Origin of the sequence: Streptomyces sp. NPDC019890, assembly GCF_044903445.1 — a bacterium.
Classification (GTDB): domain Bacteria; phylum Actinomycetota; class Actinomycetes; order Streptomycetales; family Streptomycetaceae; genus Streptomyces.
On sequence record NZ_JBJDQK010000006.1, the window covers coordinates 219696 to 241988 of the forward strand.

Below are 22293 nucleotides of genomic sequence, written 5' to 3' on the forward strand. Positions count from 1 at the left end.
GGACGAGGACTGAGAAATGGGAATCCGCAAGTACAAGCCGACGACGCCGGGCCGCCGTGGCTCCTCCGTCGCCGACTTCGTCGAGATCACGCGGTCCACGCCGGAGAAGTCGCTGGTCCGCCCCCTGCACAGCAAGGGCGGCCGTAACAACACCGGTCGTGTGACCGTCCGTCACCAGGGCGGTGGCCACAAGCGTGCCTACCGCGTGATCGACTTCCGTCGTCACGACAAGGACGGCGTGCCGGCCAAGGTCGCTCACATCGAGTACGACCCGAACCGCACCGCGCGCATCGCGCTGCTGCACTACGCAGACGGCGAGAAGCGCTACATCATCGCGCCGCGTGGCCTGTCGCAGGGCGACCGTGTCGAGAACGGTCCGGCCGCCGACATCAAGCCCGGTAACAACCTGGCGCTGCGCAACATCCCGGTCGGTACGACCATCCACGCCATCGAGCTGCGGCCCGGCGGCGGCGCGAAGTTCGCCCGCTCCGCGGGTGCCTCCGTGCAGCTGCTGGCGAAGGAGGGCTCCATGGCCCACCTTCGTATGCCGTCGGGTGAGATCCGCCTGGTCGACGTCCGCTGCCGCGCCACCATCGGCGAGGTCGGCAACGCCGAGCAGTCGAACATCAACTGGGGCAAGGCCGGCCGTCTGCGCTGGAAGGGCGTTCGCCCGACCGTCCGCGGTGTCGCCATGAACCCGGTCGACCACCCGCACGGTGGTGGTGAGGGCAAGACCTCCGGTGGTCGCCACCCGGTCAGCCCGTGGGGTCAGAAGGAGGGTCGTACTCGCTCGCCGAAGAAGGCATCGAGCAAGTACATCGTCCGCCGCCGCAAGACGAACAAGAAGCGCTAGGAGCGGGTTTAGATGCCGCGCAGTCTCAAGAAGGGGCCCTTCGTCGACGACCACCTGATCAAGAAGGTGGACGTACAGAACGAAGCAGGCACCAAGAACGTCATCAAGACCTGGTCCCGTCGCTCGATGATCATCCCGGCCATGCTCGGCCACACGATCGCGGTGCACAACGGCAAGACCCACGTCCCGGTGTTCGTCACCGAGTCGATGGTCGGCCACAAGCTCGGCGAGTTCTCGCCGACTCGCACCTTCCGCGGCCACGTCAAGGACGACCGGAAGTCGAAGCGCCGCTAACGCGGGGTGGAAACGACTATGACTTACACCGAAGGGACAACCATGGAAGCCAGGGCCCAGGCGCGGTACATCCGCGTCACGCCCATGAAGGCCCGCCGCGTGGTGGACCTCATCCGTGGCATGGATGCCACGGAGGCTCAGGCGGTCCTGCGTTTCGCCCCGCAGGCCGCGAGCGTGCCGGTCGGCAAGGTGCTGGACAGCGCCATTGCCAACGCCGCGCACAACTACGACCACAGTGACGCCTCTTCGCTGTTCATCAGCGAGGCGTACGTGGATGAGGGCCCGACCCTGAAGCGGTTCCGTCCGCGTGCTCAGGGCCGTGCCTACCGGATCCGTAAGCGGACCAGCCACATCACCGTGGTCGTCAGCAGCAAGGAAGGAACCCGGTAATGGGCCAGAAGGTTAACCCGCATGGGTTCCGGCTCGGCATCACCACGGACTTCAAGTCCCGTTGGTACGCCGACAAGCTGTACAAGGACTACGTCAAGGAAGACGTCGCCATTCGTCGCATGATGACGAAGGGCATGGAGCGGGCCGGTATCTCGAAGGTTGAGATCGAGCGCACCCGCGACCGCGTCCGCGTTGACATCCACACCGCCCGCCCGGGCATCGTCATCGGTCGCCGCGGCGCCGAGGCCGACCGTATCCGCGGCGAGCTGGAGAAGCTGACCGGCAAGCAGGTTCAGCTGAACATCCTCGAGGTCAAGAACCCCGAGGTGGACGCTCAGCTGGTGGCCCAGGCCGTCGCCGAGCAGCTGTCCTCCCGCGTCTCCTTCCGTCGTGCGATGCGTAAGAGCATGCAGAGCTCGATGAAGGCCGGCGCCAAGGGCATCAAGATCCAGTGTGGCGGCCGTCTCGGCGGCGCCGAGATGTCCCGCTCGGAGTTCTACCGCGAGGGCCGCGTGCCCCTGCACACGCTCCGCGCGAACGTCGACTACGGCTTCTTCGAGGCCAAGACGACCTTCGGCCGTATCGGTGTGAAGGTCTGGATCTACAAGGGCGACGTCAAGAACATCGCCGAGGTTCGCGCCGAGAACGCCGCTGCCCGCGCCGGCAACCGTCCGGCTCGTGGCGGCGCTGACCGCCCGGCCGGCCGCGGTGGCCGTGGTGGCGAGCGTGGCGGTCGCGGCCGCAAGCCGCAGCAGTCCGCGTCGGCAGCCGAGGCCCCCAAGGCCGAGGCTCCCGCCGCCGCTGCTCCGGCTGAGAGCACCGGAACGGAGGCCTGACCGAAATGCTGATCCCCCGTAGGGTCAAGCACCGCAAGCAGCACCACCCGAAGCGCAGCGGTATGGCAAAGGGTGGTACGCAGGTTGCGTTCGGCGAGTACGGCATTCAGGCCCTCACTCCGGCGTACGTGACCAACCGCCAGATCGAGGCGGCTCGTATCGCGATGACCCGCCACATCAAGCGTGGCGGCAAGGTCTGGATCAACATCTACCCGGACCGCCCGCTGACCAAGAAGCCCGCCGAGACCCGCATGGGTTCCGGTAAGGGTTCCCCTGAGTGGTGGGTCGCGAACGTCAAGCCCGGTCGGGTGATGTTCGAGCTGTCCTACCCGAACGAGAAGACTGCTCGTGAGGCGCTCACCCGCGCTGCTCACAAGCTTCCGATGAAGTGCCGCATCGTTCGGCGCGAGGCAGGTGAGGCGTGATGTCGGCCGGAACCAAGGCGTCCGAGCTGCGCGAGCTGGGCAACGAGGAGCTTCTCAACAAGCTCCGCGAGGCCAAGGAAGAGCTGTTCAACCTCCGCTTCCAGGCGGCGACCGGTCAGCTCGAGAACCACGGCCGGCTCAAGGCCGTCCGCAAGGACATCGCGCGGATCTACACCCTCATGCGTGAGCGCGAGCTGGGCATCGAGACGGTGGAGAACGCCTGATGAGCGAGAGCAATGTGACTGAAGAGAACACCGCCCGCGGTTTCCGCAAGACCCGTGAGGGTCTGGTCGTCAGCGACAAGATGGACAAGACCGTCGTCGTCGCCGTCGAGGACCGCGTGAAGCATGCGCTGTACGGCAAGGTCATCCGCCGTACGAACAAGCTCAAGGCGCACGACGAGCAGAACGCTGCCGGCGTCGGCGACCGCGTCCTCATCATGGAGACGCGTCCGCTGTCGGCGACCAAGCGCTGGCGCATCGTCGAGATCCTCGAGAAGGCCAAGTAATTTTGCGGGGTTCTCCCTGACGGGAGAGTCCCCGCATGCCCCCCGCTGGGGCTTCGGTCCCAGCACTAGTTCCGCCAGGCTCGGTGGGCTGGGCCAGTGATCTGGCACAGCCCGCCGGGAACCGGCAGACGATCAGGAGATAGACGTGATCCAGCAGGAGTCGCGGCTGCGTGTCGCCGACAACACTGGTGCCAAGGAGATCCTTTGCATCCGTGTTCTCGGTGGTTCCGGTCGCCGCTACGCGGGCATCGGTGACGTCATCGTCGCCACCGTCAAGGACGCGATCCCCGGTGGCAACGTGAAGAAGGGTGACGTCGTCAAGGCGGTCATCGTTCGCACCGTCAAGGAGCGCCGCCGTCCGGACGGCTCGTACATCCGCTTCGACGAGAACGCCGCCGTCATTCTGAAGAACGACGGCGACCCTCGCGGCACCCGTATCTTCGGCCCGGTGGGCCGTGAGCTGCGCGAGAAGAAGTTCATGAAGATCATCTCGCTCGCGCCGGAGGTGCTGTAAGCATGAAGATCAAGAAGGGCGACCTGGTTCAGGTCATCACCGGCAAGGACAAGGGCAAGCAGGGCAAGGTCATCGCGGCCTTCCCCCGCGAGGACCGCGTCCTGGTCGAGGGTGTCAACCGGGTCAAGAAGCACACCAAGGCCGGTCAGACCGCTCGCGGTTCGCAGACCGGTGGCATCGTCACGACCGAGGCCCCTGTTCACGTGAGCAATGTTCAGCTCGTCGTGGAGAAGGACGGCAACAAGGTCGTCACGCGCGTCGGTTACCGCTTCGACGACGAGGGCAACAAGATCCGCGTTGCCAAGCGGACGGGTGAGGACATCTGATGGCTACCACCACCACTCCGCGTCTCAAGACGAAGTACCGCGAGGAGATCGCGGGCAAGCTGCGTGAGGAGTTCTCGTTCGAGAACGTCATGCAGGTGCCCGGCCTCGTCAAGATCGTGGTCAACATGGGTGTGGGCGACGCCGCCCGCGACTCCAAGCTGATCGATGGTGCCATCAAGGACCTCACCACGATCACCGGCCAGAAGCCGGCCGTCACCAAGGCCCGTAAGTCCATCGCGCAGTTCAAGCTGCGTGAGGGCCAGCCGATCGGTGCCCACGTCACTCTTCGTGGCGACCGCATGTGGGAGTTCCTGGACCGCACCCTGTCGCTCGCGCTTCCGCGCATCCGCGACTTCCGTGGTCTGTCCCCCAAGCAGTTCGACGGCCGTGGCAACTACACCTTCGGTCTCACGGAGCAGGTCATGTTCCACGAGATCGACCAGGACAAGATCGACCGCGTCCGGGGTATGGACATCACCGTGGTGACCACGGCGACCAACGACGCTGAGGGCCGTGCCCTTCTCCGTCACCTCGGCTTCCCGTTCAAGGAGGCGTAAGCGAGATGGCGAAGAAGGCTCTTATTGCCAAGGCTGCTCGTAAGCCCAAGTTCGGTGTGCGCGCGTACACCCGCTGCCAGCGCTGCGGCCGTCCGCACTCCGTGTACCGCAAGTTCGGCCTGTGCCGCGTGTGCCTTCGTGAGATGGCTCACCGTGGCGAGCTGCCGGGCGTGACCAAGAGCTCCTGGTAATTCCCTACTTGGGAATCACCGGAAGCTCTCGGTAAGTATCTGGTCGGCGGGGGCCCTCCTTCACATGCCGTAGGCTTGTGGGGTTGGGCGCCCGCCGCCCTGACCGACTTACTACGCCGTAGGTCCCCGCACCGCACCCGTCCCGCCACTGAGTGGGGAGAGGGATGGCGCATACAGGAAACCCCGGCGAGAGAGGCCGAAGGCCAATTCATGACCATGACTGATCCCATCGCAGACATGCTCACGCGTCTGCGTAACGCGAACTCGGCGTACCACGACTCCGTCGTGATGCCGCACAGCAAGATCAAGTCGCACATCGCGGAGATCCTCCAGCAGGAGGGCTTCATCACCGGCTGGAAGGTCGAGGACGCCGAGGTCGGCAAGAACCTCGTCCTGGAGCTGAAGTTCGGCCCGAACCGCGAGCGTTCGATCGCCGGCATCAAGCGCATCTCCAAGCCGGGTCTGCGCGTGTACGCGAAGTCCACCAACCTGCCGAAGGTTCTCGGCGGCCTGGGCGTGGCGATCATCTCCACGTCCCACGGTCTCCTGACCGGCCAGCAGGCGCAGAAGAAGGGCGTGGGTGGGGAAGTCCTCGCCTACGTCTGGTAGTCGGGAACGGAGGAATAGCCAATGTCGCGAATCGGCAAGCTCCCCATCCAGGTTCCCGCCGGTGTGGACGTCACCATCGATGGCCGCACGGTCGCGGTGAAGGGCCCCAAGGGTTCCCTCTCGCACACCGTCGCCGCGCCGATCGAGGTCACCAAGGGCGAGGACGGCACCCTGAAGGTGCTGCGCCCGAACGACGAGCGTCAGAACAAGGCCCTGCACGGCCTGTCCCGCACGCTGGTGGCGAACATGATCACCGGCGTGACCACGGGGTACGTCAAGGCGCTCGAGATCAGCGGTGTCGGTTACCGCGTTGCCGCGAAGGGCTCCAACCTGGAGTTCCAGCTCGGCTACAGCCACCCGATCCTGGTGGAGGCGCCCGAGGGCATCTCCTTCAAGGTCGAGTCGCCGACCAAGTTCTCGGTCGAGGGCATCGACAAGCAGAAGGTCGGCGAGGTCGCCGCGAACATCCGCAAGCTGCGTAAGCCCGACCCGTACAAGGCCAAGGGCGTCAAGTACGCGGGCGAGGTCATCCGCCGCAAGGTCGGAAAGGCGGGTAAGTAAGCCATGGCATACGGTGTAAAGATCGCCAAGGGTGACGCGTACAAGCGCGCCGCCATCAAGCGTCGCCACATCCGCGTCCGCAAGCACATCTCCGGTACGCCGGAGCGTCCGCGCCTGGTCGTGACGCGCTCCAACCGCAACATCGTTGCGCAGGTCATCGACGACATCGCGGGCCACACGCTCGCGTCGGCGTCGACCCTGGACACCTCGATCCGTGGTGGCGAGGGCGACAAGAGCGCCCAGGCCAAGCAGGTCGGCGCGCTTGTCGCCGAGCGTGCCAAGGCTGCGGGCATCGAGGCCGTCGTGTTCGACCGTGGTGGCAACAGGTACGCCGGGCGCATTGCCGCTCTGGCTGACGCCGCCCGCGAAGCCGGGCTGAAGTTCTAGGCCCCGGTTCCGGGACTAACGGACGTAACAGAGAGAGGTAATCCAATGGCTGGACCCCAGCGCCGCGGGAGCGGTGCCGGTGGCGGCGAGCGGCGGGACCGGAAGGGTCGCGACGGTGGCGCTGCTGCCGCCGAGAAGACCGCGTACGTTGAGCGCGTTGTCGCGATCAACCGCGTCGCCAAGGTTGTGAAGGGTGGTCGTCGCTTCAGCTTCACCGCGCTGGTCGTGGTGGGCGACGGTGACGGCACCGTGGGTGTCGGTTACGGCAAGGCCAAGGAGGTGCCGGCCGCCATCGCCAAGGGTGTTGAGGAGGCCAAGAAGCACTTCTTCAAGGTCCCCCGTATCCAGGGCACCATCCCGCACCCGATCCAGGGCGAGAAGGCCGCGGGCGTCGTCCTGCTCAAGCCTGCTTCCCCCGGTACCGGTGTTATCGCCGGTGGCCCGGTGCGCGCCGTTCTGGAGTGCGCCGGCGTTCACGACATCCTGTCGAAGTCGCTCGGCTCCGACAACGCGATCAACATCGTGCACGCGACCGTGGCGGCCCTCAAGGGCCTGCAGCGTCCCGAGGAGATCGCGGCTCGCCGTGGTCTGCCGCTCGAGGACGTCGCCCCCGCGGCTCTGCTTCGTGCGCGTGCGGGAGCGGGTGCGTAATGGCCCGCCTCAAGATCACGCAGACGAAGTCGTACATCGGCAGCAAGCAGAACCACCGCGACACCCTGCGTTCGCTCGGGCTCAAGCGCCTGAACGACGTGGTTGTCAAGGAGGACCGTCCCGAGTTCCGCGGCATGGTGCACACCGTCCGCCACCTCGTCACGGTTGAGGAGGTCGACTGACATGGCGGAGAACAACCCGCTGAAGGTCCACAACCTCCGGCCCGCCCCGGGTGCCAAGACCGCGAAGACCCGTGTGGGTCGTGGTGAGGCGTCCAAGGGTAAGACCGCAGGTCGTGGTACCAAGGGCACCAAGGCCCGTTACCAGGTTCCGGAGCGCTTCGAGGGTGGGCAGATGCCCCTCCACATGCGTCTCCCGAAGCTCAAGGGCTTCAAGAACCCGTTCCGCACCGAGTACCAGGTGGTGAACCTGGACAAGCTCGGCGCTCTCTACCCCGAGGGTGGCGAGGTCACGGTGGCCGATCTGGTCGCCAAGGGCGCGGTGCGCAAGAACAGCCTCGTCAAGGTCCTGGGCCAGGGCGAGATCTCCGTGGCGCTGCAGGTGACGGTTGACGCCGTCTCCGGCTCCGCCAAGGAGAAGATTGCCGCTGCCGGCGGCACCGTCACCGAGCTCGTCTGAGACGAGTTCAGTGGCTGAAAGCTGAAAACCGACCGGGGATGCCTCCCAAAAGGGGCATCCCCGGTTGGTCGTTCCTAGGGGAGCGCATCCGCCGGTAAGGTGGCGTGCACTGTTGCTGTAAATACCTATTCGTTGATCCTCAATAACCGTCACCTCTGACGCAGAAGCGCGGGGGTCGCAGGAGGCACCGTGCTCACCGCGTTCGCCCGGGCGTTCAAGACGCCCGACCTGCGCAAGAAGCTGCTCTTCACGCTCGGCATCATCGTTCTGTACCGGCTCGGGTCACACATTCCGGTCCCGGGTGTCAGTTATCAGAACGTACAGATCTGCGTGGACGCGGCCCAGAAGGGCAACAACAGCCTGTTCGGCCTGGTGAACATGTTCAGCGGCGGAGCGCTGCTGCAGATCACCATCTTCGCGCTGGGCATCATGCCGTACATCACGGCGAGCATCATCCTGCAGCTGCTGACCGTGGTCATCCCACGCCTGGAAGCCCTCAAGAAGGAGGGCTCGTCCGGCACGGCGAAGATCACGCAGTACACCCGGTATCTGACCGTGGCACTCGCCGTGCTCCAGGGCACCGGCCTGGTGGCCACGGCCCGCAGCGGCGCGCTCTTCAGCGGCTGCCAGGTGGCCGACCAGATCGTTCCGAACCGCTCGATCTTCACCACCATCGTCATGGTCACTTGCATGACGGCGGGCACCGCGGCCGTCATGTGGCTCGGTGAGCTCATCACCGACCGCGGCATCGGCAACGGCATGTCGATCCTGATGTTCATCTCGATCGCCGCCGGCTTCCCGGGCGCCCTGTGGGCCATCAAGCAGACCGGCAAGCTCGCCAAGGGCTGGATCGAGTTCGGCACGGTCATCCTGATCGGCTTCGTGATGGTCGCCCTGGTCGTCTTCGTCGAGCAGGCCCAGCGCCGTATCCCGGTTCAGTACGCGAAGCGCATGATCGGGCGCCGTTCCTACGGCGGCACGTCCACGTACATCCCGCTCAAGGTGAACCAGGCGGGTGTGATTCCCGTCATCTTCGCCTCGTCGCTGCTCTACATCCCGGCGTTGGTCGCGCAGTTCTCCAACTCCCAGGCGGGCTGGAAGTCTTGGATCCAACAGCACTTCGTCAAGGGTGACCACCCGTACTACATCGCCACGTACTTCCTCCTGATCGTGTTCTTCGCCTTCTTCTATGTGGCGATTTCGTTCAACCCCGAGGAAGTCGCGGACAACATGAAGAAGTATGGTGGCTTCATCCCGGGTATCCGGGCTGGTCGACCTACTGCCGAGTACCTGAGCTACGTGCTCAACAGGATCACTTGGCCGGGCTCGCTGTACCTGGGTCTGATTGCTCTCGTCCCAACAATGGCGTTGGCGGGCTTCGGCGGCGCAAACCAGAACTTCCCGTTCGGCGGGACGAGCATCCTCATCATCGTGGGTGTGGGTCTGGAGACCGTGAAGCAGATCGAGAGCCAGCTCCAGCAGCGCAATTACGAAGGGTTCCTCCGCTGATGCGAATCGTCCTCGTCGGACCGCCCGGTGCCGGCAAGGGAACGCAGGCTGCGTACCTTGCCAGGAACCTGTCGATCCCGCACATCTCCACGGGCGACCTCTTCCGCGCCAACATCAGCCAGGGCACAGAGCTCGGCCGGCAGGCCAAGGCCTACATGGACGCGGGAGAGCTGGTCCCGGACGAGGTCACCATCGGCATGGCCAAGGGGCGGATGGAGCAGCCCGACGCCACGGGCGGCTTCCTGCTGGACGGCTTCCCGCGCAATGTCTCGCAGGCCGAGGCGCTCGACGCGATGCTGAAGTCCGAGGGCATGACGCTGGACGCGGTGCTCGACCTGGAGGTCCCCGAGGACGAGGTCGTGAAGCGGATCGCGGGCCGTCGCATCTGCCGCAACGACTCCAGCCATGTCTTCCACGTGACGTACTCCCCGCCGAAGCAGGAAGGTCTCTGCGACATCTGCGGCGGCGATCTGTACCAGCGTGACGACGACACCGAGGAGACGGTGCGCAAGCGGCTCGAGGTCTACCACACGCAGACCGAGCCGATCATCGACTACTACCGGGGCCAGGGCCTGGTGGTCACCATCTCCGCGCTGGGCAAGGTCACCGATGTGACCGAGCGCGCGATGGAGGCGCTGAAGAAGTCCACGCAGCACGCCAAGGACTGAGCAGTACCCCGCAGTACCAGTGGTTCGGCCGCGGTGTCCGATGGGCGCCGCGGCCGTACTGTTGAGCACAGACACGACAGAGGTGGAAGGCAAGCACATGGTGCAGATCAAGACCCCGGAGCAGATCGCGAAGATGCGCGAGGCGGGGCTGGTCGTTGCCGCGATCCATGCGGCGACGCGTGAAGCGGCCGTGCCCGGTGCCACCACCAGAGATCTGGACGAGGTCGCCCGCAAGGTGATCGCCGACCACGGTGCGAAGTCGAACTTCCTCGGGTACGGCGGCTTTCCCGCGACGATCTGCACCTCGGTGAACGAGGTCGTCGTGCACGGCATCCCGGACGAGAAGACCGTCCTCAAGGACGGCGACATCATCTCCGTCGACGCCGGCGCGATCGTCGACGGCTGGCACGGTGACGCGGCCTACACCGTCTTCGTCGGCAGCGGTCACGCTCCGGAGCTCATCGAGCTCTCGCGGGTGACCGAGGAGTCGATGTGGGCGGGCATCGCGGCGATGAAGAACGGCAACCGGCTCGTGGACGTCTCGCGCGCGATCGAGACGTACATCCGCCGCCAGCCGAAGCCGGGCGGTGGCCGGTACGGGATCATCGAGGAGTACGGGGGCCACGGCATCGGCACCGAGATGCACATGGACCCGCACCTGCTGAACTATGTCTCGCGCAAGCGCGGCAAGGGCCCGAAGCTGGTCCCCGGCTTCTGCCTGGCGATCGAGCCGATGGTGAGCCTGGGCACCCCGCACACCGAGGTGCTGGCCGACGACTGGACGGTCATCACGACGGACGGCACGTGGTCCTCGCACTGGGAGCACTCCGTCGCCCTGACCGAGCAGGGCCCGCTGGTCCTCACGGCACCGGACTGCGGCAGGGCGAAGCTGGCGGAGTACGGGATCACGGCGGCCCCCGACCCCTTGAGTTGAGCGCGTCCGGCCGCTTAAGGATCTCTCCGGATGGGCAAACTTGCCGGATTCGTCTTTTCGAGTGGCCTGACGTAGACTGATGCGTCGGCTCTCGTGTACCCGTGTGTCTGCATGCGGTTGTGTGAGCCGATCAAGGTAGCCGATTCGAAGGGCGAAGCGTGGCCAAGAAGCAAGGTGCCATCGAAATTGAGGGCACCGTGATCGAGTCCCTCCCGAACGCCATGTTCAAGGTGGAACTCCAGAACGGTCACAAAGTCCTCGCGCACATCTCCGGCAAGATGCGGATGCACTACATCCGTATCCTCCCGGACGACCGGGTTGTCGTGGAGCTCTCTCCGTACGACCTGACGCGCGGACGGATCGTCTACCGGTACAAGTAGATCTTGTCGTCACCCCATCGCGTGGGGTGCCGGCACTGACCCGGAGAACCTCACATCCCATGAAGGTCAAGCCGAGCGTCAAGAAGATCTGCGACAAGTGCAAGGTGATCCGCCGTCACGGCCGGGTCATGGTCATCTGCGACAACCTGCGCCACAAGCAGCGCCAGGGCTGACGCACGACCTGCATTCGCAGATCTTCGCGCGACGTATCCAAGCAAGTACATACGCAGAATCCGCCCAGCCCGTAAAGGGTCGGCGGCACCTCCGGCGGGGGCCGGGGACCCGGACGTACCACCGCCTCACTCGAGGCGGTCGGCGGTCGGGAGTGGTTCTGCGGAAGACCCCCGAAACACACAGGAGCCATTGAATGGCACGCGTTTCCGGTGTTGACATCCCGCGCGAAAAGCGTGTGGAGATCGCACTCACCTACGTCTTCGGTATCGGGCGCACCCGGTCGAAGGAGATCCTCTCCGAGACGGGCGTGAACCCGAACACCCGCGTTCGTGACCTCCCCGAAGAGGACCTGGTCAAGATCCGCGAGTACGTGGACGCCAACCTCCGCACCGAGGGTGACCTTCGCCGTGAGGTCCAGGCCGACATTCGCCGCAAGATCGAGATCGGCTGCTACCAGGGTCTGCGGCACCGCCGTGGCCTGCCGGTCCACGGTCAGCGCACCAGCACGAACGCTCGTACCCGCAAGGGCCCGCGTCGCGCGATCGCCGGTAAGAAGAAGCCGGGCAAGAAGTAGTCCTCAGCCGGACGCTCATCAGCGGTCTTCGCTGTAGGACCGACCACCTCCCGTAGGAGTAATAGATGCCCCCCAAGGGTCGTCAGGGCGCTGCCAAGAAGGTGCGCCGCAAGGAAAAGAAGAACGTCGCTCACGGGCACGCCCACATCAAGAGCACGTTCAACAACACGATCGTCTCGATCACGGACCCCGCGGGCAACGTGATCTCCTGGGCCTCCGCCGGCCACGTCGGCTTCAAGGGCTCGCGCAAGTCCACCCCCTTCGCCGCGCAGATGGCCGCCGAGTCGGCCGCCCGCCGCGCGCAGGAGCACGGCATGCGCAAGGTCGACGTCTTCGTCAAGGGTCCCGGCTCCGGCCGTGAGACCGCGATCCGCTCCCTCCAGGCCACGGGCCTCGAGGTCGGTTCGATCCAGGACGTCACCCCCACCCCGCACAACGGCTGCCGCCCCCCGAAGCGTCGCCGCGTCTGACCCCTCGCGGGTAGGACTTTGCGGGCGGTATGGCGCTTCGGTGCCGTACCGCCCGTACCCTTGTTCCGTTGGCATCAAATAGTGGGTGCCAAGACTGGAGGCATTTCTCATGCTTATCGCTCAGCGTCCTTCGCTGACCGAAGAGGTCGTCGACGAATACCGCTCCCGGTTCGTGATCGAGCCGCTGGAGCCGGGCTTCGGCTACACCCTCGGCAACTCGCTCCGCCGTACGCTCCTCTCCTCGATTCCGGGTGCGGCGGTCACGTCCATCCGTATCGACGGTGTCCTGCACGAGTTCACCACCGTGCCGGGCGTCAAGGAGGACGTCACCGACCTCATCCTGAACATCAAGCAGCTGGTCGTCTCCTCGGAGCACGACGAGCCGGTCGTGATGTACCTGCGCAAGCAGGGTCCGGGTCTGGTCACCGCTGCCGACATCGCCCCGCCGGCCGGCGTCGAGGTCCACAACCCGGACCTCGTTCTCGCGACGCTGAACGGCAAGGGCAAGCTGGAGATGGAGCTGACCGTCGAGCGCGGTCGCGGCTATGTCTCCGCCGTGCAGAACAAGCAGGTGGGCCAGGAGATCGGCCGGATCCCGGTCGACTCCATCTACTCGCCGGTGCTCAAGGTCACGTACAAGGTCGAGGCGACCCGTGTCGAGCAGCGCACCGACTTCGACAAGCTGATCGTCGACGTCGAGACCAAGCAGGCCATGCGTCCCCGTGACGCCATGGCGTCGGCCGGTAAGACCCTGGTCGAGCTGTTCGGTCTGGCGCGCGAGCTCAACATCGACGCCGAGGGCATCGACATGGGTCCGTCCCCGACGGACGCCGCGCTCGCTGCCGACCTGGCGCTGCCGATCGAGGAGCTCGAGCTCACCGTTCGTTCGTACAACTGCCTCAAGCGCGAGGGCATCCACTCCGTGGGTGAGCTCGTGGCCCGCTCCGAGGCCGACCTGCTCGACATCCGCAACTTCGGTGCGAAGTCGATCGACGAGGTCAAGGCGAAGCTGGCCGGCATGGGCCTGGCCCTGAAGGACAGCCCGCCCGGATTCGACCCGACCGCCGCCGCCGACGCCTTCGGCGCCGACGACGACGCGGACGCCGGTTTCGTCGAGACCGAGCAGTACTGATCGGAACCCGTCCGGCGGCCCTGCTCTCAACCGCCGGACGGGCCTGATCCACACACTTCCGGTGGGCGGCCGCCCGCCGGTAACTGACATCGGTACCTGATACGGCCGGTGCAGATCACAAGGAGAAACACCATGCCGCGTCCCACCAAGGGAGCCCGTTTCGGCGGCAGCGCCGCGCACGAGCGTCTGCTTCTCGCGAACCTTGCGAAGTCGCTGTTCGAGCACGGCCGCATCACCACGACCGAGGCCAAGGCCCGCCGCCTGCGTCCGGTCGCCGAGCGCCTGATCACCAAGGCGAAGAAGGGCGACATCCACAACCGTCGCCTGGTGCTGCAGACGATCACGGACAAGGGCGTCGTGCACACCCTCTTCACCGAGATCGCCCCGCGCTACGCCGAGCGCCCGGGTGGCTACACCCGCATCACCAAGATCGGCAACCGTCGTGGCGACAACGCCCCGATGGCTGTGATCGAGCTGGTCGAGGGTGAGATCGCCAAGAAGGCGACCGTCGCCGAGGCCGAGGCCGCGACCAAGCGCGCGGTCAAGGAGTCCGAGACCAAGGCCGCCGAGGCCGAGGTTGTCGAGGACGCCGCGCCGGCCGACGAGGCCGCCGAGTCCAAGGACGCCTGAGCGTTCTGACGGCTGATGGACGGGTCCGCTCCCTCACGGGAGCGGGCCCTTCCGCATTGAGAGGATCTGTCGCGTGAGCGATGAGGTGGAGCCCGGATGTGTACGGGTGCGGCTGGACCTGTCGTACGACGGGGCTGACTTCTCCGGCTGGGCCAAGCAGGCCCGCGGGCAGCGGACGGTCCAGGGGGAGATCGAGGACGCGCTGCGTACGGTCACGCGCTCCTCGCAGACGTACGAGCTGACCGTCGCCGGACGTACCGATGCCGGGGTCCACGCCCGCGGGCAGGTCGCGCACGTCGATCTGCCCCTGAGCGTCTGGTCCGAGCACCGGGAGAAGCTGCTGAAGCGGCTGGCCGGTCGGCTCTCGCGCGATGTCCGGATCTGGCGGGTCGCCGAGGCCCCGGCCGGGTTCAACGCGCGCTTCTCGGCGATCTGGCGGCGGTATGCGTACCGGGTGACCGACCACCCCGCGGGCGTCGATCCGCTGCTGCGCGGCCATGTGCTCTGGCACGACTGGCCGTTGGACGTCGAAGCCATGAACGCCGCCGCCGAGAAGCTGGTGGGGGAGCACGACTTCGCGGCGTACTGCAAGAAGCGCGAGGGCGCCACGACCATTCGTACGCTGCAGCAGCTTCGGTGGGAGCGGGACGCGGCCGGGATCATCACGGCGACCGTGAAGGCCGATGCCTTCTGCCACAACATGGTGCGCTCGCTGGTGGGCGCGCTGCTGTTCGTGGGAGACGGGCACCGCCCGGTGGACTGGCCGGGCAAGGTGCTGGCCGCCGGGGTGCGGGACTCGGCCGTCCATGTGGTGCGGCCGCACGGCCTGACGCTGGAGGAAGTCGGTTATCCCGCCGACGAGTTGCTGGCCGCCCGGAACCGGGAGGCCCGCAACAGGCGTTCGCTGCCGGGGTCAGCCGGCGGGGTTGGCGGCTGCTGCTGAGGCCTGGGCCTCGCCGCGGCGCACGATCTGACGGAAGGTGAACTCCGCGAGGTCGTCGCCCGTCTGGAAGGCCTTGGAGTCGCCCGAGGTGACTGACTTGGCCTTGGTGTAGCCGGTGGCGGTGAAGTAGGCGTAGCGGCCGTAGGAGTTGGCGGTGAACCGGCAGACCGGGCCGCCCTTGCAGAAGCTGGGGACGCCGGCGCCGGGGAGCGGGGCGACATTGCCCTTCGCCTGCTGGGCCGCCTTCTTGGCCTCCGCCTCGGTGCCGAAGACGGCGACGCCGATGGTGACCGCGATGCCGTCCTTGCTGTAGGTGGCGCGGAAGACCTGGTCGCAGCCGTTGCTCTCGAGGATCGAGCCGAGAGCGCCCTGCGTGGCGGAGGGGCAGGTGCCGGTGCGGGCGGTGGCGCCCTTGGCGTACACCCGGTCGCCCATCGTCAGCTTCTTGCCCGGGAAGAGGGACTCCGCACTGAGTGGCGCCGTGTCCTTCTTCTCGTCGGAGATGAAGTCCTTCGGGTTCGGCGGGGGCAGCGGGGCGACCGAGGAGAAGGACGGCTCGGGCTGGGTCGTGTCGCTGGGCAGGTCGGGCGCCGCGGGGAGCTCGCTGGCGTTCTTGCCCGAGGAGCGGTTGTCCTCGTCACTGTTGGAGGAGACGATCCCGGTCGCCACGACGCCGGCGATCACGGCGGTCGCGACTGCGCCGCCGCCTATCAGCAGCCACCGCCTGCGGCGGGCACGGGTCGCTGAGGCGTCGGCGAGCGCGGCCCAGTCCGGTGTGTTGTCGGCCGCCGCCGAGCCGCGCAGGCCGAACGGATCCGGGTCGTTCTGCCCGAAGTTGTACCGGTCCTGTCGCCCGTACGGGTCTTGACCTCCGTACGGGTCCTGGTTCTGTCCACCGGACCCCCACTGAGGTCCCCCCTGCCCAAAGCTCATGCCGCGCATCCTAAACCTGTTGGGGCGAGGGGATGACGACGGCGAGAATCGGAGCATGGGACATCTCGAGGCAGCGCATCTGGAGTACTACCTACCGGACGGGCGGGTGCTCCTCGGTGACGCCTCCTTCCGGGTCGGGGAGGGCGCGGTGGTCGCCCTGGTCGGCGCGAACGGCGCCGGCAAGACGACGCTGCTGCGGCTGATGGCGGGGGAGCTGCAGCCGCACGGCGGTGCGGTGTCGGCGAGCGGCGGGCTCGGTGTGATGCCGCAGTTCGTCGGATCGGTGCGGGACGAGCGGACCGTCCGGGATCTGCTGGTGTCGGTGGCGCAGCCGCGGATCCGCGAGGCCGCCGCCGAGGTGGACGCCGCGGAGCACCTGATCATGACGGTCGACGACGAGGCCGCGCAGATGAAGTACGCGCAGGCGCTGAGCGACTGGGCGGAGGCGCGGGGGTACGAGGCCGAGACCGTCTGGGACATGTGCACGATGGCCGCGCTGGGCGTTCCGTACGAGAGCGCGCAGTGGCGGCTGGTGCGCACCCTGAGTGGGGGCGAGCAGAAACGGCTGGTGCTGGAGGCGCTGCTGCGGGGTCCTGACGAGGTGCTGCTCCTCGACGAGCCGGACAACTATCTGGACGTGCCGGGCAAGCGGTGGCTGGAGGAGCGGCTGAAGGAGACCCGTAAGACGGTGCTCTTCGTCTCGCACGACCGGGAGCTGCTGGCGCGGGCCGCGGAGCGGATCGTGAGTGTGGAGCCGAGTCCGGCGGGGTCGGACGTGTGGGTGCACGGCGGCGGCTTCGGTACGTATCACGAGGCGCGCAAGGAGCGGTTCGCGCGCTTCGAGGAGCTGAAGCGGCGCTGGGACGAGGAGCATGCGCGGCTGAAGGCGCTGGTGCTGCGGCTGCGGCAGCAGGCGGCGATCAGCCCGGACATGGCGTCGCGGTACCGGGCGATGCAGACCCGCTTCAAGAAGTTCGAGGAGGCGGGGCCGCCGCCGGAGCCGCCGCGGGAGCAGGAGATCCGGATGCGGCTGCGCGGCGGGCGGACCGGGGTGCGCGCGCTGACCTGTGCGGGGCTTGAGCTGACCGGCCTGATGAAGCCGTTCTCGTTGGAGATCTTCTACGGGGAGCGGGTCGCCGTCCTCGGCTCGAACGGGTCCGGGAAGTCGCACTTCCTGCGGCTGCTGGCCGGGGAGCCGGTGGCGCACAAGGGGGAGTGGAAGCTGGGGGCGCGGGTGGTGCCCGGGCACTTCGCGCAGACGCATGCGCATCCGGAGCTGCTGGGGCGGACGCTGGTGGACATTCTGTGGACGGAGCACGCCAAGGACCGGGGCGGGGCGATGTCGGTCCTGCGGCGGTACGAGCTGGAGCGGCAGGGGGACCAGCGCTTCGAGAAGCTCTCGGGCGGCCAGCAGGCGCGGTTCCAGATCCTGCTGCTCGAACTGGCGGGGACGACCGCGCTGCTCCTCGACGAGCCGACGGACAACCTGGACCTGGAGTCGGCGGAGGCGTTGCAGGAGGGCTTGGAGACGTACGAGGGGACGGTGCTGGCGGTCACGCACGACAGGTGGTTCGCGAAGTCGTTCGACCGGTACCTGGTCTTCGGCTCGGACGGGGTCGTACGGGAGTCGACGGAGCCGGTGTGGGACGAGCGACGGGTGGAACGGGCGCGGTGACGTAGGGGGTGTCTTTGGAATGCTCTGGAGTGCAGGGTCCAACCGCCGTTAGAGTGGCGCCCGTTGTCGGGTGGGGCGGACCCGGGGGGCGGGTATGCAGGGTGACGGGGTGGCGGATGCGCTCCCGGTGGGGCACAGCAGTTTCGGGCCGTTCACGGTGTTGGCCGAACTGGCCAGCGGCGGCATGGGGCGGATCTATCTCGCCCGCTCCCCCGGCGGTCGCACGGTCGCCGTCAAGACACTGCTCACCGACGGCACGGACGACCGGCGGCGGTTCGCGCGCGAGGTGGTGCTGGCGCAGCGCGTCCGGGGCGTGTACACCGCGAGCGTCGTCGAGGCAGACGCGCATGCCGCGGTGCCGTGGATGGCGACCGAGTACATCCCCGCGCCCTCGCTGAGGGATCTGGTCGAAGGCTGCGGGCCGCTCGGGCCGAGCGCCCTGCACTGGGTGGCCGCCGGTATGGCCGAGGCCCTGGTGTCCATCCACGCGGCCGGTCTGGTGCACCGGGACGTGAAGCCGTCGAACGTGCTGCTCCCGGTCGAAGGCCCGCGGGTGATCGACTTCGGCATTTCGCAGGCCGGTGATGTGACCCGTACGCAGGCGGCGCTCGGGACGGTCGCGTACGCCGCGCCCGAGCAGGCCCGGGGCGAGCCCACCACCGCGGCCTCGGACGTCTTCTCGCTGGGGGCGACACTCTTCTTTCTCGCGGTGGGCCGGGCGCCGTACCGCGAGGGGGGCGCGGGCTCCGCGATGGAGCAGCTGGTGCGTGCCGCGACGGGCGAGCTCGACACTTCCGGGCTGCCGCCGGAGCTGGACGCGCTGGTCCTGCCCTGTCTGGCGCTGGACCCGGCGGAGCGGCCCGCTCCCGCCGAGATCCTGGCGCTGTGCGCGTCCCGGCTCGGGGAGCGGCCGGACGCCCGCGGCGGCGAGGACTGGCTGAACCCGGCGTGGATCGAGGCCATCGCAGGGCACCGGGAGCGGCGGACCCGCGCGGTGGAGGACGCCCGGCGGCGGGTGCAGCCGGACGCGGCGACGGATGCGGTGCCCCTGCCGCGGCCGACCTCACGGCTGGCGGCGCAAGCTCCCGTACGGCGTACAAGACTGTGGTGGGCGGGCGGCGGGACGGTGCTCGCGGTGGCTGGGCTCGCGGTGCTCCTGGTGATACGGCCCTGGGAGGGCGACGGGGCGGCGGCCGCGGGTGTGCCGGACAAGCCCGTGCGCATCCTGGAAGTGGAGAGCGAGTTCCGGGGCTCGTGCACGACCGGATCGGACACGCGGCTGCTCCCGACGCAGACGCCCGTGCCTGACGGGCGGGGCTTCACCTCGTACGACACGCAGACCTGTGTCGTCGTGTCGACGGCTCCCGGGATGACCGTCAACAAGTTCAAGAAGGTGACTGCCTTCGAGGACACGGGGCCGGGGGCGAAGGGCTGGGCCGTCATGGTCACCTTCGAGGATGCCGACAGGACGAAGTTCGCCGAGCTGACCGGGAACGTCGCGGGCCGGGCCGAGCCGCACAACCATCTGGCGTTCGTCCAGGGTGACGACCGGCTGCTGGCCAGCCCGCAGATCATGGAGCGGCTGACGGGCGGGAGCGCGCCGATCGCCGTCGGCCTCGAGCGCAACGAGGCCCAGTTTCTGGCCAAGGTGCTGGGTGCCCCGTGACGGCGGCGTTTTGACCCGACCGGGGGAGCGCGGGTATTCTTCTGGTTCGTTATGCGTATTGGCTTGCTCTATCTCACGTGAGGGGCCCTTACGCCGGTCCACCGGGCCGATGACCAGCGGCAGGCACTCGGGTTGCGTCCCCGTAGCGCCGCCAAGGCTGTCGTGATCGTCCGGGTGGCCTAGTCAGGACCTGTTCCTCCGAGCCTTGCGGCCCGGGGGATACCCACTCACTGAAGAAGCGAAGGCTACGACCGTGCGTACGTACAGCCCCAAGCCCGGCGATGTGACGCGCCAGTGGCACATCATCGACGCGCAGGACATTGTCCTGGGCCGTCTGGCGACCACCGCCGCAACCCTTCTCCGGGGCAAGCACAAGCCGATCTACGCGCCGCACGTTGACGCTGGTGACTTCGTCATCATCATCAACGCCGAGAAGGTGCACCTGTCCGGCAACAAGCGGACCCAGAAGATGGCGTACCGCCACTCCGGCTACCCGGGTGGTCTGCGTTCCGTCCGCTATGACGAGCTGCTCGCGAAGAGCCCCGAGAAGGCCATCGAGAAGGCCGTCAAGGGCATGCTCCCCAAGAACACCCTGGGCCGTCAGATGCTCTCGAAGCTGAAGGTCTACGCGGGCGAGAACCACCCGCACGCTGCTCAGCAGCCGGTCCCGTTCGAGATCACCCAGGTCGCGCAGTAAGTCCGGCCACCCCCTAAGACGAAAAGAATCTGAGGAGCATCGTGGCCGAGACCACTGTTGAGACCCCCGTCGAGGGCGAAGAGACCTACGCGGAGGTCACCACCTTCGAGTCGGAGACCCCCGTCGAGGGTGAGTACACCTCCGAGTCCCTGGCTTCCCGCTTCGGCGACCCGCAGCCGGCTGCCGGCCTGGGCCGTCGCAAGAACGCCATTGCCCGCGTCCGGATCGTTCCGGGCACCGGCAAGTGGAAGATCAACGGTCGCACCCTTGAGGACTACTTCCCCAACAAGGTGCACCAGCAGGAAGTCAACGAGCCCTTCAAGGTGCTCGAGCTCGACAACCGCTACGACGTCATCGCCCGCATCTCGGGTGGCGGCGTCTCCGGCCAGGCCGGCGCCCTGCGCCTCGGCGTGGCCCGCGCCCTGAACGAGGCGGACGTGGACAACAACCGCGCCCCGCTGAAGAAGGCCGGCTTCCTGAGCCGCGACGACCGTGCGGTCGAGCGCAAGAAGGCCGGTCTGAAGAAGGCCCGCAAGGCCCCGCAGTACAGCAAGCGCTAATCGCTCGCTGGCCTGTACGGCTTTCGTTCGCCCCGGCGGCACTCCGTGCTGCCGGGGCGTTCGTTTATGGACCACCCCGGGCGTATAACGGGCTACGGCGCTCGGGGGCTTGCATTTTCGGAGCATTTTCGGAGGACAGCTGTGGGACGACTCTTCGGCACGGACGGCGTGCGCGGTGTCGCCAATGCGGATCTGACGGCGGAGCTCGCGCTCGGCCTTTCGGTCGCTGCGGCGCATGTGCTCGCCGAGGCGGGGACCTTTGAGGGGCATCGGCCGACCGCCGTGGTCGGACGTGATCCGCGTGCGTCGGGAGAGTTTCTGGAGGCCGCCGTCGTGGCGGGTCTCGCAAGTGCGGGCGTGGACGTGCTGCGCGTCGGCGTACTGCCGACACCCGCGGTGGCGTATCTCACCGGCGACCTCGGCGCCGACCTGGGCGTGATGCTCTCCGCGAGCCACAACGCCATGCCCGACAACGGCATCAAGTTCTTCGCGCGCGGCGGTCACAAGCTCGCCGACGAGCTCGAGGACAGGATCGAGGCCGTGTACGAGGAGCACCGCACCGGTGCTCCCTGGGACCGGCCGACCGGTTCGGGCGTGGGCCGCGTGTCCGACTACGACGCGGGCTTCGACAAGTACGTGGCCCATCTGCTCTCCGTGCTGCCGAACCGGATCGACGGGCTCAAGGTCGTCCTGGACGAGGCGCACGGTGCGGCATCGCGCGTCTCCCCCGAGGCATTCGCGCGGGCGGGCGCCGAGGTGATCACCATCGGCGCGGACCCGGACGGCCTCAACATCAACGACGGCTGCGGCTCCACGCACCTCGGCCTGCTGAAGGCCGCGGTCGTCGAGCACGGCGCGGACCTCGGCATCGCGCACGACGGCGACGCCGACCGCTGCCTCGCCGTGGACGGCGCGGGCAACGAGGTCGACGGCGACCAGATCCTCGCCGTGCTGGCGCTGGCCATGCGTGAGGCCGGGACCCTGCGCGGGGACACCGTCGTCGCCACCGTGATGTCCAACCTCGGCTTCAAGCTGGCGATGGAGCGCGAGGGCGTACAGCTGGTGCAGACCGCGGTCGGCGACCGGTACGTCCTGGAGTCGATGAAGGCCGAGGACTACGCACTGGGTGGCGAGCAGTCCGGGCACGTCATCGTGCTCGACCACGCCACGACCGGCGACGGCACGCTCACCGGACTGATGCTGGCGGCCCGGGTGGCCGCGACGGGCCGCTCGCTGGCCGACCTCGCCGGAGTCATGGACCGGCTGCCGCAGGTGCTCATCAATGTGCCGGACGTGGACAAGGCGCGGGTGAACACCTCTACGGAGCTGGCGGGTGCGGTCGCCGAGGCGGAGCGCGAGCTGGGTGCGACAGGTCGCGTCCTGCTGCGTCCGTCGGGTACCGAGCCGCTGGTACGCGTCATGGTCGAGGCCGCCGACATCGAGCAGGCCCGCTCGGTGGCCGGCCGGCTGGCGGACGCGGTGAAGTCCGCGCTCGGCTGATACGGAATCGGCGGGGGCGCCCTGGTGGACTAGGGCGCCCCCGCCGTGCTTTGCTCTGCGCCCGGTTCTGCGGACCATGACGGTTCGGGCCGGGCGCTTTTGCCTGC

33 protein-coding genes are annotated in these 22293 nt (G+C 67.6%); 32 read left to right on the forward strand and 1 reads right to left on the reverse strand.

What is annotated here, in order from left to right; genetic code table 11:
- Positions 1–16: 16 nt before the first annotated feature.
- The 27 genes from rplB to truA all read left to right on the forward strand — a co-directional run bounded on the left by rplB (position 17) and on the right by truA (position 15155).
- Positions 17–853: a 50S ribosomal protein L2 gene (gene rplB, locus ACI2LP_RS18595; RefSeq protein WP_351498702.1), complete on the forward strand. Its 837-nt coding sequence runs from the start codon at positions 17–19 to the stop codon at positions 851–853.
- Positions 854–865: 12 nt separating this feature from the next.
- The gene (gene rpsS, locus ACI2LP_RS18600) at positions 866–1147 is read left to right on the forward strand and encodes a 30S ribosomal protein S19 (RefSeq protein ID WP_142214205.1); all 282 of its coding nucleotides are present in this window, start codon (positions 866–868) and stop codon (positions 1145–1147) included.
- Between the two features lie 42 nt (positions 1148–1189).
- Positions 1190–1537, forward strand: coding sequence for a 50S ribosomal protein L22 (gene rplV, locus ACI2LP_RS18605; protein WP_058848120.1), 348 nt, complete (start codon positions 1190–1192; stop codon positions 1535–1537).
- Positions 1537–2373 carry a 30S ribosomal protein S3 gene (gene rpsC, locus ACI2LP_RS18610; RefSeq protein WP_327369311.1) on the forward strand — a complete coding sequence of 279 codons (837 nt, stop codon included), beginning with the start codon at positions 1537–1539 and terminating at the stop codon, positions 2371–2373. Before rplV ends, rpsC begins: the two co-directional genes overlap by 1 nt.
- Before the next feature lie 5 nt (positions 2374–2378).
- The gene (gene rplP, locus ACI2LP_RS18615; protein WP_360878828.1) at positions 2379–2798 is read left to right on the forward strand and encodes a 50S ribosomal protein L16; all 420 of its coding nucleotides are present in this window, start codon (positions 2379–2381) and stop codon (positions 2796–2798) included.
- Positions 2798–3022, forward strand: coding sequence for a 50S ribosomal protein L29 (gene rpmC / locus ACI2LP_RS18620; protein WP_059079052.1), 225 nt, complete (start codon positions 2798–2800; stop codon positions 3020–3022). The genes rplP and rpmC overlap by 1 nt, the downstream gene beginning before the upstream one ends.
- Positions 3022–3306 carry a 30S ribosomal protein S17 gene (gene rpsQ / locus ACI2LP_RS18625; RefSeq protein WP_360878832.1) on the forward strand — a complete coding sequence of 95 codons (285 nt, stop codon included), beginning with the start codon at positions 3022–3024 and terminating at the stop codon, positions 3304–3306. The genes rpmC and rpsQ overlap by 1 nt, the downstream gene beginning before the upstream one ends.
- A 145-nt stretch (positions 3307–3451) precedes the next feature.
- A complete protein-coding gene (rplN, locus tag ACI2LP_RS18630) occupies positions 3452–3820 on the forward strand; it encodes a 50S ribosomal protein L14 (protein ID WP_003998823.1) in 369 nt (122 codons plus the stop codon).
- Between the two features lie 2 nt (positions 3821–3822).
- Positions 3823–4146, forward strand: a complete 324-nt coding sequence (gene rplX, locus ACI2LP_RS18635; RefSeq protein WP_142214201.1) for a 50S ribosomal protein L24 — start codon at positions 3823–3825, stop codon at positions 4144–4146.
- Complete coding sequence (rplE, locus tag ACI2LP_RS18640; protein ID WP_360878836.1) at positions 4146–4703, forward strand: 50S ribosomal protein L5; 558 nt, start codon at positions 4146–4148, stop codon at positions 4701–4703. The genes rplX and rplE overlap by 1 nt, the downstream gene beginning before the upstream one ends.
- Positions 4704–4708: 5 nt before the next feature.
- Positions 4709–4894, forward strand: a complete 186-nt coding sequence (locus ACI2LP_RS18645; protein WP_003956452.1) for a type Z 30S ribosomal protein S14 — start codon at positions 4709–4711, stop codon at positions 4892–4894.
- A gap of 210 nt (positions 4895–5104) precedes the next feature.
- The gene (rpsH, locus tag ACI2LP_RS18650; protein WP_005313538.1) at positions 5105–5503 is read left to right on the forward strand and encodes a 30S ribosomal protein S8; all 399 of its coding nucleotides are present in this window, start codon (positions 5105–5107) and stop codon (positions 5501–5503) included.
- A gap of 21 nt (positions 5504–5524) precedes the next feature.
- The gene (rplF, locus tag ACI2LP_RS18655; RefSeq protein WP_360878840.1) at positions 5525–6064 is read left to right on the forward strand and encodes a 50S ribosomal protein L6; all 540 of its coding nucleotides are present in this window, start codon (positions 5525–5527) and stop codon (positions 6062–6064) included.
- A 3-nt stretch (positions 6065–6067) separates the two neighbouring features.
- Positions 6068–6451: a 50S ribosomal protein L18 gene (gene rplR / locus ACI2LP_RS18660; protein ID WP_360878843.1), complete on the forward strand. Its 384-nt coding sequence runs from the start codon at positions 6068–6070 to the stop codon at positions 6449–6451.
- 45 nt (positions 6452–6496) lie between these two features.
- Positions 6497–7102 carry a 30S ribosomal protein S5 gene (gene rpsE, locus ACI2LP_RS18665; protein WP_005313527.1) on the forward strand — a complete coding sequence of 202 codons (606 nt, stop codon included), beginning with the start codon at positions 6497–6499 and terminating at the stop codon, positions 7100–7102.
- Positions 7102–7284: a 50S ribosomal protein L30 gene (gene rpmD / locus ACI2LP_RS18670; protein WP_005313525.1), complete on the forward strand. Its 183-nt coding sequence runs from the start codon at positions 7102–7104 to the stop codon at positions 7282–7284. The genes rpsE and rpmD overlap by 1 nt, the downstream gene beginning before the upstream one ends.
- A 1-nt stretch (position 7285) precedes the next feature.
- The gene (rplO, locus tag ACI2LP_RS18675; protein ID WP_142214197.1) at positions 7286–7741 is read left to right on the forward strand and encodes a 50S ribosomal protein L15; all 456 of its coding nucleotides are present in this window, start codon (positions 7286–7288) and stop codon (positions 7739–7741) included.
- A 189-nt stretch (positions 7742–7930) separates the two neighbouring features.
- Positions 7931–9250, forward strand: a complete 1320-nt coding sequence (secY, locus tag ACI2LP_RS18680; RefSeq protein ID WP_360878847.1) for a preprotein translocase subunit SecY — start codon at positions 7931–7933, stop codon at positions 9248–9250.
- Complete coding sequence (locus ACI2LP_RS18685; protein ID WP_404725582.1) at positions 9250–9918, forward strand: adenylate kinase; 669 nt, start codon at positions 9250–9252, stop codon at positions 9916–9918. Before secY ends, ACI2LP_RS18685 begins: the two co-directional genes overlap by 1 nt.
- 97 nt (positions 9919–10015) lie before the next feature.
- The gene (gene map / locus ACI2LP_RS18690; protein ID WP_404725583.1) at positions 10016–10852 is read left to right on the forward strand and encodes a type I methionyl aminopeptidase; all 837 of its coding nucleotides are present in this window, start codon (positions 10016–10018) and stop codon (positions 10850–10852) included.
- A 158-nt stretch (positions 10853–11010) separates the two neighbouring features.
- Positions 11011–11232, forward strand: coding sequence for a translation initiation factor IF-1 (infA, locus tag ACI2LP_RS18695; RefSeq protein ID WP_003956442.1), 222 nt, complete (start codon positions 11011–11013; stop codon positions 11230–11232).
- A 59-nt stretch (positions 11233–11291) separates the two neighbouring features.
- Entirely contained in the window at positions 11292–11405 is a 114-nt protein-coding gene (rpmJ, locus tag ACI2LP_RS18700) for a 50S ribosomal protein L36 (RefSeq protein WP_003956441.1), read from the forward strand.
- 194 nt (positions 11406–11599) lie between these two features.
- On the forward strand, positions 11600–11980 hold the full coding sequence (rpsM, locus tag ACI2LP_RS18705) for a 30S ribosomal protein S13 (protein ID WP_360878855.1): 381 nt from the start codon (positions 11600–11602) through the stop codon (positions 11978–11980).
- A 65-nt stretch (positions 11981–12045) separates the two neighbouring features.
- The gene (gene rpsK, locus ACI2LP_RS18710; RefSeq protein ID WP_006376016.1) at positions 12046–12450 is read left to right on the forward strand and encodes a 30S ribosomal protein S11; all 405 of its coding nucleotides are present in this window, start codon (positions 12046–12048) and stop codon (positions 12448–12450) included.
- A gap of 109 nt (positions 12451–12559) precedes the next feature.
- Positions 12560–13582 carry a DNA-directed RNA polymerase subunit alpha gene (locus tag ACI2LP_RS18715; RefSeq protein WP_003956430.1) on the forward strand — a complete coding sequence of 341 codons (1023 nt, stop codon included), beginning with the start codon at positions 12560–12562 and terminating at the stop codon, positions 13580–13582.
- A gap of 132 nt (positions 13583–13714) precedes the next feature.
- Entirely contained in the window at positions 13715–14212 is a 498-nt protein-coding gene (gene rplQ / locus ACI2LP_RS18720; protein ID WP_360878860.1) for a 50S ribosomal protein L17, read from the forward strand.
- 73 nt (positions 14213–14285) lie between these two features.
- Positions 14286–15155, forward strand: coding sequence for a tRNA pseudouridine(38-40) synthase TruA (gene truA, locus ACI2LP_RS18725; protein WP_404725584.1), 870 nt, complete (start codon positions 14286–14288; stop codon positions 15153–15155).
- On the opposite strand, the gene ACI2LP_RS18730 is transcribed toward truA, so the two are convergent.
- Entirely contained in the window at positions 15126–16088 is a 963-nt protein-coding gene (locus ACI2LP_RS18730; protein WP_404725585.1) for a hypothetical protein, read from the reverse strand. The two genes, truA and ACI2LP_RS18730, sit on opposite strands and share 30 nt — an antisense overlap.
- A 55-nt stretch (positions 16089–16143) precedes the next feature.
- Between ACI2LP_RS18730 and ACI2LP_RS18735 the strand changes: the two genes are divergently transcribed.
- The 5 genes from ACI2LP_RS18735 to glmM all read left to right on the forward strand — a co-directional run bounded on the left by ACI2LP_RS18735 (position 16144) and on the right by glmM (position 22186).
- Positions 16144–17763: an ABC-F family ATP-binding cassette domain-containing protein gene (locus tag ACI2LP_RS18735; protein ID WP_404725586.1), complete on the forward strand. Its 1620-nt coding sequence runs from the start codon at positions 16144–16146 to the stop codon at positions 17761–17763.
- A 109-nt stretch (positions 17764–17872) separates the two neighbouring features.
- Positions 17873–19429 (forward strand): protein kinase, encoded by a 1557-nt coding sequence (locus tag ACI2LP_RS18740; RefSeq protein WP_404725587.1) that lies wholly within the window; start codon positions 17873–17875, stop codon positions 19427–19429.
- A 253-nt stretch (positions 19430–19682) separates the two neighbouring features.
- On the forward strand, positions 19683–20126 hold the full coding sequence (gene rplM / locus ACI2LP_RS18745; RefSeq protein WP_142214189.1) for a 50S ribosomal protein L13: 444 nt from the start codon (positions 19683–19685) through the stop codon (positions 20124–20126).
- Positions 20127–20167: 41 nt separating this feature from the next.
- Positions 20168–20686 (forward strand): 30S ribosomal protein S9, encoded by a 519-nt coding sequence (gene rpsI, locus ACI2LP_RS18750; RefSeq protein WP_404725588.1) that lies wholly within the window; start codon positions 20168–20170, stop codon positions 20684–20686.
- Between the two features lie 141 nt (positions 20687–20827).
- Positions 20828–22186: a phosphoglucosamine mutase gene (gene glmM, locus ACI2LP_RS18755; RefSeq protein ID WP_404725589.1), complete on the forward strand. Its 1359-nt coding sequence runs from the start codon at positions 20828–20830 to the stop codon at positions 22184–22186.
- The last annotated feature ends 107 nt before the right edge of the window (positions 22187–22293 follow it).

Excerpts from the sequence above, each read along its gene's own strand:
- ACI2LP_RS18715 (WP_003956430.1), top strand. The coding sequence starts at position 12,560 with ATGCTTATCGCTCAGCGTCCTTCGCTGACCGAAGAGGTCGTCGACGAA.
- rpmJ (WP_003956441.1), top strand. The coding sequence starts at position 11,292 with ATGAAGGTCAAGCCGAGCGTCAAGAAGATCTGCGACAAGTGCAAGGTG.
- rplX (WP_142214201.1), top strand. The coding sequence starts at position 3,823 with ATGAAGATCAAGAAGGGCGACCTGGTTCAGGTCATCACCGGCAAGGAC.
- rplB (WP_351498702.1), top strand. The coding sequence starts at position 17 with ATGGGAATCCGCAAGTACAAGCCGACGACGCCGGGCCGCCGTGGCTCC.
- ACI2LP_RS18685 (WP_404725582.1), top strand. The coding sequence starts at position 9,250 with ATGCGAATCGTCCTCGTCGGACCGCCCGGTGCCGGCAAGGGAACGCAG.
- rpsM (WP_360878855.1), top strand. The coding sequence starts at position 11,600 with ATGGCACGCGTTTCCGGTGTTGACATCCCGCGCGAAAAGCGTGTGGAG.
- rpsE (WP_005313527.1), top strand. The coding sequence starts at position 6,497 with ATGGCTGGACCCCAGCGCCGCGGGAGCGGTGCCGGTGGCGGCGAGCGG.
- rpsH (WP_005313538.1), top strand. The coding sequence starts at position 5,105 with ATGACCATGACTGATCCCATCGCAGACATGCTCACGCGTCTGCGTAAC.
- rplF (WP_360878840.1), top strand. The coding sequence starts at position 5,525 with ATGTCGCGAATCGGCAAGCTCCCCATCCAGGTTCCCGCCGGTGTGGAC.
- rpsQ (WP_360878832.1), top strand. The coding sequence starts at position 3,022 with ATGAGCGAGAGCAATGTGACTGAAGAGAACACCGCCCGCGGTTTCCGC.
- map (WP_404725583.1), top strand. The coding sequence starts at position 10,016 with ATGGTGCAGATCAAGACCCCGGAGCAGATCGCGAAGATGCGCGAGGCG.
- ACI2LP_RS18735 (WP_404725586.1), top strand. The coding sequence starts at position 16,144 with ATGGGACATCTCGAGGCAGCGCATCTGGAGTACTACCTACCGGACGGG.
- rpsS (WP_142214205.1), top strand. The coding sequence starts at position 866 with ATGCCGCGCAGTCTCAAGAAGGGGCCCTTCGTCGACGACCACCTGATC.
- rpmC (WP_059079052.1), top strand. The coding sequence starts at position 2,798 with ATGTCGGCCGGAACCAAGGCGTCCGAGCTGCGCGAGCTGGGCAACGAG.
- rplQ (WP_360878860.1), top strand. The coding sequence starts at position 13,715 with ATGCCGCGTCCCACCAAGGGAGCCCGTTTCGGCGGCAGCGCCGCGCAC.
- rplV (WP_058848120.1), top strand. The coding sequence starts at position 1,190 with ATGGAAGCCAGGGCCCAGGCGCGGTACATCCGCGTCACGCCCATGAAG.
- rplO (WP_142214197.1), top strand. The coding sequence starts at position 7,286 with ATGGCGGAGAACAACCCGCTGAAGGTCCACAACCTCCGGCCCGCCCCG.
- rplE (WP_360878836.1), top strand. The coding sequence starts at position 4,146 with ATGGCTACCACCACCACTCCGCGTCTCAAGACGAAGTACCGCGAGGAG.
- rpsK (WP_006376016.1), top strand. The coding sequence starts at position 12,046 with ATGCCCCCCAAGGGTCGTCAGGGCGCTGCCAAGAAGGTGCGCCGCAAG.
- rplR (WP_360878843.1), top strand. The coding sequence starts at position 6,068 with ATGGCATACGGTGTAAAGATCGCCAAGGGTGACGCGTACAAGCGCGCC.
- rpmD (WP_005313525.1), top strand. The coding sequence starts at position 7,102 with ATGGCCCGCCTCAAGATCACGCAGACGAAGTCGTACATCGGCAGCAAG.
- ACI2LP_RS18645 (WP_003956452.1), top strand. The coding sequence starts at position 4,709 with ATGGCGAAGAAGGCTCTTATTGCCAAGGCTGCTCGTAAGCCCAAGTTC.
- rplP (WP_360878828.1), top strand. The coding sequence starts at position 2,379 with ATGCTGATCCCCCGTAGGGTCAAGCACCGCAAGCAGCACCACCCGAAG.
- rpsC (WP_327369311.1), top strand. The coding sequence starts at position 1,537 with ATGGGCCAGAAGGTTAACCCGCATGGGTTCCGGCTCGGCATCACCACG.
- ACI2LP_RS18730 (WP_404725585.1), bottom strand. The coding sequence starts at position 16,088 with ATGAGCTTTGGGCAGGGGGGACCTCAGTGGGGGTCCGGTGGACAGAAC.